The sequence below is a fragment of the Limnohabitans sp. genome, assembly GCF_031539105.1.
GTDB lineage: Bacteria > Pseudomonadota > Gammaproteobacteria > Burkholderiales > Burkholderiaceae_C > Limnohabitans.
Map to the genome: position 1 here is coordinate 1 of NZ_JAVKLM010000004.1, position 5,487 is coordinate 5,487.

A 5,487-nucleotide genomic window follows, 5' to 3' on the forward strand; every position below is an offset into this window, starting at 1 on the left:
CTTAATTCCTACCTGACACAAGGAGCCTCAAATGGCAGCAGGTAAGGAAATTCGCGGCAAGATCAAATCGGTGGAAAACACCAAGAAGATCACCAAAGCCATGGAAATGGTCGCCGCGTCTAAGATGCGTAAGGCGCAAGAACGCATGCGTGCGGCTCGCCCTTACAGCGAGAAAATTCGTCACGTCGCGGCCAACCTCGGCAAGGCCAACCCTGAGTACGTTCATCCCTTCATGGAGTTGAACGGTGCCAAGGATGTAGGCTATATCGTGGTGACCACAGACAAAGGTTTGTGCGGCGGCCTCAACACCAACGTGTTGCGTATGTTGTCAAACAAACTGCGAGACTTGCAAGCCGAAGGCCACAAAGCGCAAGCAGTAGCCATCGGCAACAAAGGTCTCGGCTTCTTGGGACGTTCGGGTGTGAAAGTTGTGTCGCATGCGACTCAACTCGGTGACACCCCACACCTCGACAAGCTCATTGGCCCCGTCAAAGTGTTGTTGGATGCGTACGTCAACGGCGAGATCCATTCGATCCAGCTGTGCTACACACGATTCATCAACACGATGAAGCAAGAGTCTGTGGTTGAGCAACTTCTGCCTTTGTCGGCAGATGCGCTGAAGCCTCACGAAGGTCACGGCACATGGGATTACATCTACGAACCGGATGCACAAACCGTCATCGACGAGTTGCTGCTTCGCTACGTAGAGGCGATGGTCTACCAAGCCGTGGCTGAAAGTATGGCGTCCGAGCAATCGGCCCGTATGGTTGCGATGAAGTCTGCGACCGACAACGCTGGGAACGTGATCAACGAACTCAAACTGGTTTACAACAAGACGCGTCAAGCTGCGATTACGAAAGAACTTTCGGAAATTGTTGCCGGTGCGGCTGCTGTCTGATTTTAATTTTTGGAGCAAAAAATGGCTCATGCCCAAGGCAAGATTGTTCAATGTATTGGCGCTGTGGTGGACGTCGAGTTCCCACGCGACCAGATGCCCAAGGTCTACGACGCGCTCAAGCTCGAAGGCACTGCACTGACTCTGGAAGTTCAGCAACAGCTCGGTGACGGCATCGTCCGTACCATCGCGTTGGGTACTTCCGACGGTTTGCGTCGTGGTTTGATGGTGACGAACACTGGCGCCGGTATCACCGTGCCAGTGGGCAAAGCCACTCTCGGTCGCATCATGGACGTGTTGGGTAACCCCATCGACGAACGTGGCCCTGTTGACCAAACCCAAACTGCAACGATTCACCGCAAGGCTCCTGCCTATGACGAACTCAGCCCTTCGCAAGAATTGCTCGAGACCGGCATCAAGGTGATTGACTTGGTCTGTCCTTTCGCCAAAGGCGGTAAGGTCGGCTTGTTCGGTGGCGCCGGTGTGGGCAAGACCGTGAACATGATGGAACTCATCAACAACATCGCTAAAGCGCACAGCGGCTTGTCCGTGTTCGCTGGCGTGGGTGAGCGTACCCGTGAAGGTAACGACTTCTATCACGAGATGGCCGACTCAGGCGTGGTGAACTTGAAAGACTTGAACGAGTCTAAAGTGGCCATGGTCTACGGTCAGATGAACGAGCCCCCGGGTAACCGTTTGCGCGTGGCGTTGACAGGTTTGACCATCGCGGAATCATTCCGTGACGAAGGCAAAGACGTGTTGTTCTTCGTGGACAACATCTATCGCTACACATTGGCCGGTACCGAAGTGTCCGCCTTGTTGGGTCGTATGCCTTCTGCTGTGGGTTACCAACCTACATTGGCTGAAGAAATGGGCCGTTTGCAAGAGCGTATTACCTCTACCAAAGTGGGTTCTATCACGTCTATTCAAGCCGTTTACGTGCCTGCCGATGACTTGACCGACCCATCTCCAGCGACCACCTTTGCTCACTTGGACTCCACCGTTGTGTTGTCTCGCGACATCGCCTCGCTCGGTATCTACCCCGCTGTGGATCCATTGGACTCCACCAGCCGTCAATTAGACCCATTGGTTGTGGGCGAAGAGCATTACTCCACAGCTCGCGCTGTGCAGGGCACTTTGCAACGCTACAAAGAATTGCGTGACATCATCGCGATTTTGGGCATGGACGAATTGGCTCCTGACGACAAGCTGGCTGTGGCCCGCGCTCGTAAGATCCAACGTTTCCTGTCTCAGCCTTTCCACGTTGCTGAAGTGTTCACTGGCTCGCCCGGTAAATACGTGACCTTGGCTGAAACCATCCGTGGTTTCAAGATGATTGTGAACGGCGAGTGTGACCACCTGCCAGAACAAGCCTTCTACATGGTCGGTACCATCGACGAAGCGTTCGAAAAAGCTAAGAAGATCTGAGAGATCCTATGAGTACCATCCACGTAGATGTCGTCAGCGCAGAAGAGTTGATCTTCTCCGGCGAAGCCACTTTTGTGGCTTTGCCAGGCGAGGCGGGCGAGCTCGGTATTTATCCGCGCCACACGCCACTGATTTCACGCATCCGTCCCGGTTCGGTGCGCATTCACACGGCTGATGGTGGCGAAGAGTTTGTTTTCGTGGCAGGTGGCATTCTTGAAGTGCAACCCGACTGCGTCACCGTCATGTCTGATACCGCTGTACGCGGCAAAGACATGGACGAAGAAAAAGCAAACGCTGCCAAACTTGCTGCTGAAGAAGCCGTCAAGAACGCAAAATCAGACGTCGACATGGCTCGCGCTCGTTCAGAGTTGACCATCTTGGCTGCTGAGTTATCGGCCTTGCGCCGCTACCGCGCTCACAAGTAAACAGTGTGCGCGTCAGCGTCCAAAAGCCCCCGCTTCAAGGCTGGGGCTTTTTTATTGCCCAATCTAAAACAGTGGACAATTTGCACCATGCCTAAAGACAAACTCCGAGCTGCCACCGTAGGCGGAACAGCAGACGCCATTGAAACCCAGTTTTACGAAGCCCTACAAACAGGTGACATTGAAAAGCTCATGAGCTGTTGGGCGGACGAAGACGACATTGTGTGCGTGCACCCCGGTGGCCCACGCTTGGTGGGCAATGCCAGCATACGTGCAGCATTTGAAGCCATGTTTGTTAATGGAACCATCGCAGCGCGCCCCGAGCATGTGTGCAAGGTGGAGTCGCTCACCAGTGCCATGCACAACGTGATTGAGCGGATTGCACTGTTGACGACCGATGGCACACAAGAGGCCGTGGTCGTGGCAACCAACGTGTATCAACGCACCGCTCAAGGATGGAGAATGGTGGCGCATCACGCCAGCCCTGGCACAGCCCCAACGCATGCTCAAGCACACGATGCACCGCAGGTCTTGCATTGATTTGGAATTACCAAGCACCATGGTGGTTGCCGGGCGGCAATGCACAAACAATTTATGCCGCCAAAGTTGCGCGACGCTACACAGGCGCCGCACCCAGTTGGACGCGTGAACGTTGGGACACGCCCGATGGCGACTTTGTAGATGTTGATTGGCGAGCTGATGGCATACCGCTGCCAGAAGATGCCCCATTGCTGGTGTTGTTTCATGGGCTAGAAGGTTCATCCAGCAGTCACTATGCCCAAGCCTTTGCAGCAGAAACGCAAAAACGCGGATGGCGCATGGCCGTGCCACACTTTCGCGGCTGCAGCGGCGAAATCAACTGGGCACCACGTGCCTATCACTCGGGTGATTTTGTAGAAATTGGCTGGATGCTGAACCGCATGCGCGCACAACACCAGGGCCCCATATTTGCCGTGGGCATTTCGCTAGGCGGCAACGCACTCATGCGCTGGGGTGGTGAGATGGGGCAGGCTGCTTGCCATGTGGTGAATGGCATTGCTTCTGTGTGCTCGCCCATCGACCTCACTGCTAGCGGCCACGCCATTGACAGCGGGTTGAACAAAGCCATCTACGCACGGATGTTCTTGGCCACCATGAAGCCGCGTGCCATGCAAAAGCTGCAACAGTTTCCGGGGCTTTTTGACCCACATGAGCTGCAGGCTGCCAACACGCTGTATGCGTTTGATGACGTGTTCACGGCCCCGCTGCACGGATTTAGAAATACCGATGACTATTGGGAACGCGCCAGTGCCAAGCCCGGCTTGTCGCGCGTGCAAATACCAGCATTGGTGCTCAATGCACGCAACGACCCCTTTATTCCCGCCAGCAGCCTGCCAATTCAGGGCCAAGTGAGTGACAGCGTCACACTGTGGCAACCTGATGCGGGTGGTCATGTGGGGTTTGTCTCAGGCACTTTCCCCGCCGATTTACAAGAAATGCCCTGGGCTGTGACGCAATGGATGACACAACATGGATGACATCGTTAAACAAGCCATGGCCAAGTGGCCTGATGTGCCTGACTGCTACGGATGGCTAGGGCTAGACGCACGAGGCGATTGGTACATGCGTGACGACCAAGCGCAAGCGTTAGGCACGTTTACACAAAGCAAAGGTTCACGCCTGGCGCATGAAAAGCTGGTGGACTTCATCGGTCGCAACTATGCCAGTGACAAACAAGGTCAATGGTTTTTTCAAAATGGTCCACAGCGTGTTTATGTTGAGCTAGAAGCCACGCCTTGGGTGTGGCGTTTGCAGCCCGATGGGTCTGTGCAATCACATACCGGATCAGCCGCACGCATGCAGCGCTGCATTGTGGATGAGCATGGACGCTTGTATCTGGACACAGAGCAGGGCTTTGGCTTGGTCCACACGCAAGACGTGTTGCAGGCGGCAGACTTCATCGAGTTAGGCCTGTGGGTGCCGCAACAAATGCCAACACGCGATTTGCCACAACGCTTTGGCTATGTGCGCAGCCCTCAGCAGGTGAACAGAAATAGTTAGACGTAAAAAAACCGGCCAAGGCCGGTTTTTTTGTGAGGTCAACATTACTTGACTTCTGGCTTCTTAGGTTCCGCGAACTTAGCACCGCCAGCATTGGCCATGTAAGCCACACCGCGACCAATTTCGAAGTCTTCAAATTCACCACCACCTTGTGGGCCCATCGCACCTTTGCCTTTGAGGGCAGAAGTCAACAAAGCGTCGTAACCTTTACCAATTCGGGCACCCCAAGCGCCCGCATCACCAAACTTAGGTGCGCCAGCAGCGCCGTTGGCATGACACGCCGAACACTGAGCCTTGTAAACGTCTTCACCGCTGCGAGCAGCACGGTTGGCATCTTTGATTTCAACGGCACCTACCTTTTGAATACGCGCAGCAACAGCCTCAGGCTCATTGGACGAGCCAGCTTGTGGCTTGTTTGCAGACGTCACGTAAGCCACCAAACCAATGATGATGAACACGGGCAAAACAAACGAATACAGAACAGCAATCAAAAGTTGCTTGGGTGTTTTGATAGGGCCTGTGTGGTCTTCTTCGTGGTGTTGGTTGCTCATTTTTAAATCCTGTGAGGGTAGCTTTAGAACTGTGCAAATTATAGCGGGGGCCTACAATGCGCAAGTCACCCAAGTGCGGCTGTAGCTCAGTGGATAGAGTATTGGCCTCCGAAGCCAAGGGTCGTGGGTTCGATCCCCGCCAGCCGCACCA

7 protein-coding genes and 1 tRNA gene are annotated in these 5,487 nt (G+C 54.5%); 7 read left to right on the forward strand and 1 reads right to left on the reverse strand.

Translation table 11 applies throughout. The features are described 5' to 3' along the window. The first annotated feature begins 31 nt into the window (after positions 1 to 31). The 6 genes from atpG to RMR24_RS00580 all read left to right on the forward strand — a co-directional run bounded on the left by atpG (position 32) and on the right by RMR24_RS00580 (position 4,785). Complete coding sequence (atpG, locus tag RMR24_RS00555) at positions 32 to 898, forward strand: F0F1 ATP synthase subunit gamma (protein ID WP_310613143.1); 867 nt, start codon at positions 32 to 34, stop codon at positions 896 to 898. A gap of 21 nt (positions 899 to 919) precedes the next feature. Then, complete coding sequence (atpD, locus tag RMR24_RS00560) at positions 920 to 2,323, forward strand: F0F1 ATP synthase subunit beta (RefSeq protein ID WP_310613144.1); 1,404 nt, start codon at positions 920 to 922, stop codon at positions 2,321 to 2,323. 8 nt (positions 2,324 to 2,331) lie between these two features. After that, positions 2,332 to 2,748 carry a F0F1 ATP synthase subunit epsilon gene (locus RMR24_RS00565; RefSeq protein WP_104796773.1) on the forward strand — a complete coding sequence of 139 codons (417 nt, stop codon included), beginning with the start codon at positions 2,332 to 2,334 and terminating at the stop codon, positions 2,746 to 2,748. A gap of 87 nt (positions 2,749 to 2,835) precedes the next feature. Next, positions 2,836 to 3,285, forward strand: a complete 450-nt coding sequence (locus RMR24_RS00570; protein ID WP_310613145.1) for a nuclear transport factor 2 family protein — start codon at positions 2,836 to 2,838, stop codon at positions 3,283 to 3,285. Beyond that, positions 3,282 to 4,262, forward strand: a complete 981-nt coding sequence (locus tag RMR24_RS00575; RefSeq protein WP_310613146.1) for an alpha/beta fold hydrolase — start codon at positions 3,282 to 3,284, stop codon at positions 4,260 to 4,262. Before RMR24_RS00570 ends, RMR24_RS00575 begins: the two co-directional genes overlap by 4 nt. Then, the gene (locus tag RMR24_RS00580) at positions 4,255 to 4,785 is read left to right on the forward strand and encodes a DUF2946 family protein (RefSeq protein WP_310613147.1); all 531 of its coding nucleotides are present in this window, start codon (positions 4,255 to 4,257) and stop codon (positions 4,783 to 4,785) included. Before RMR24_RS00575 ends, RMR24_RS00580 begins: the two co-directional genes overlap by 8 nt. A 44-nt stretch (positions 4,786 to 4,829) precedes the next feature. Here the strand turns inward: RMR24_RS00580 and RMR24_RS00585 are convergent, their stop codons facing one another. Further along, positions 4,830 to 5,336: a c-type cytochrome gene (locus RMR24_RS00585; protein ID WP_310613148.1), complete on the reverse strand. Its 507-nt coding sequence runs from the start codon at positions 5,334 to 5,336 to the stop codon at positions 4,830 to 4,832. A gap of 75 nt (positions 5,337 to 5,411) precedes the next feature. Between RMR24_RS00585 and RMR24_RS00590 the strand changes: the two genes are divergently transcribed. After that, positions 5,412 to 5,487 (forward strand) — tRNA-Arg (locus RMR24_RS00590).

What these genes read in the sequence shown, in the direction of transcription:
- atpD (WP_310613144.1), top strand. Translation starts at nt 920, where the DNA reads ATGGCTCATGCCCAAGGCAAGATTGTTCAATGTATTGGCGCTGTGGTG.
- RMR24_RS00570 (WP_310613145.1), top strand. Translation starts at nt 2,836, where the DNA reads ATGCCTAAAGACAAACTCCGAGCTGCCACCGTAGGCGGAACAGCAGAC.
- RMR24_RS00585 (WP_310613148.1), bottom strand. Translation starts at nt 5,336, where the DNA reads ATGAGCAACCAACACCACGAAGAAGACCACACAGGCCCTATCAAAACA.
- RMR24_RS00580 (WP_310613147.1), top strand. Translation starts at nt 4,255, where the DNA reads ATGGATGACATCGTTAAACAAGCCATGGCCAAGTGGCCTGATGTGCCT.
- atpG (WP_310613143.1), top strand. Translation starts at nt 32, where the DNA reads ATGGCAGCAGGTAAGGAAATTCGCGGCAAGATCAAATCGGTGGAAAAC.
- RMR24_RS00565 (WP_104796773.1), top strand. Translation starts at nt 2,332, where the DNA reads ATGAGTACCATCCACGTAGATGTCGTCAGCGCAGAAGAGTTGATCTTC.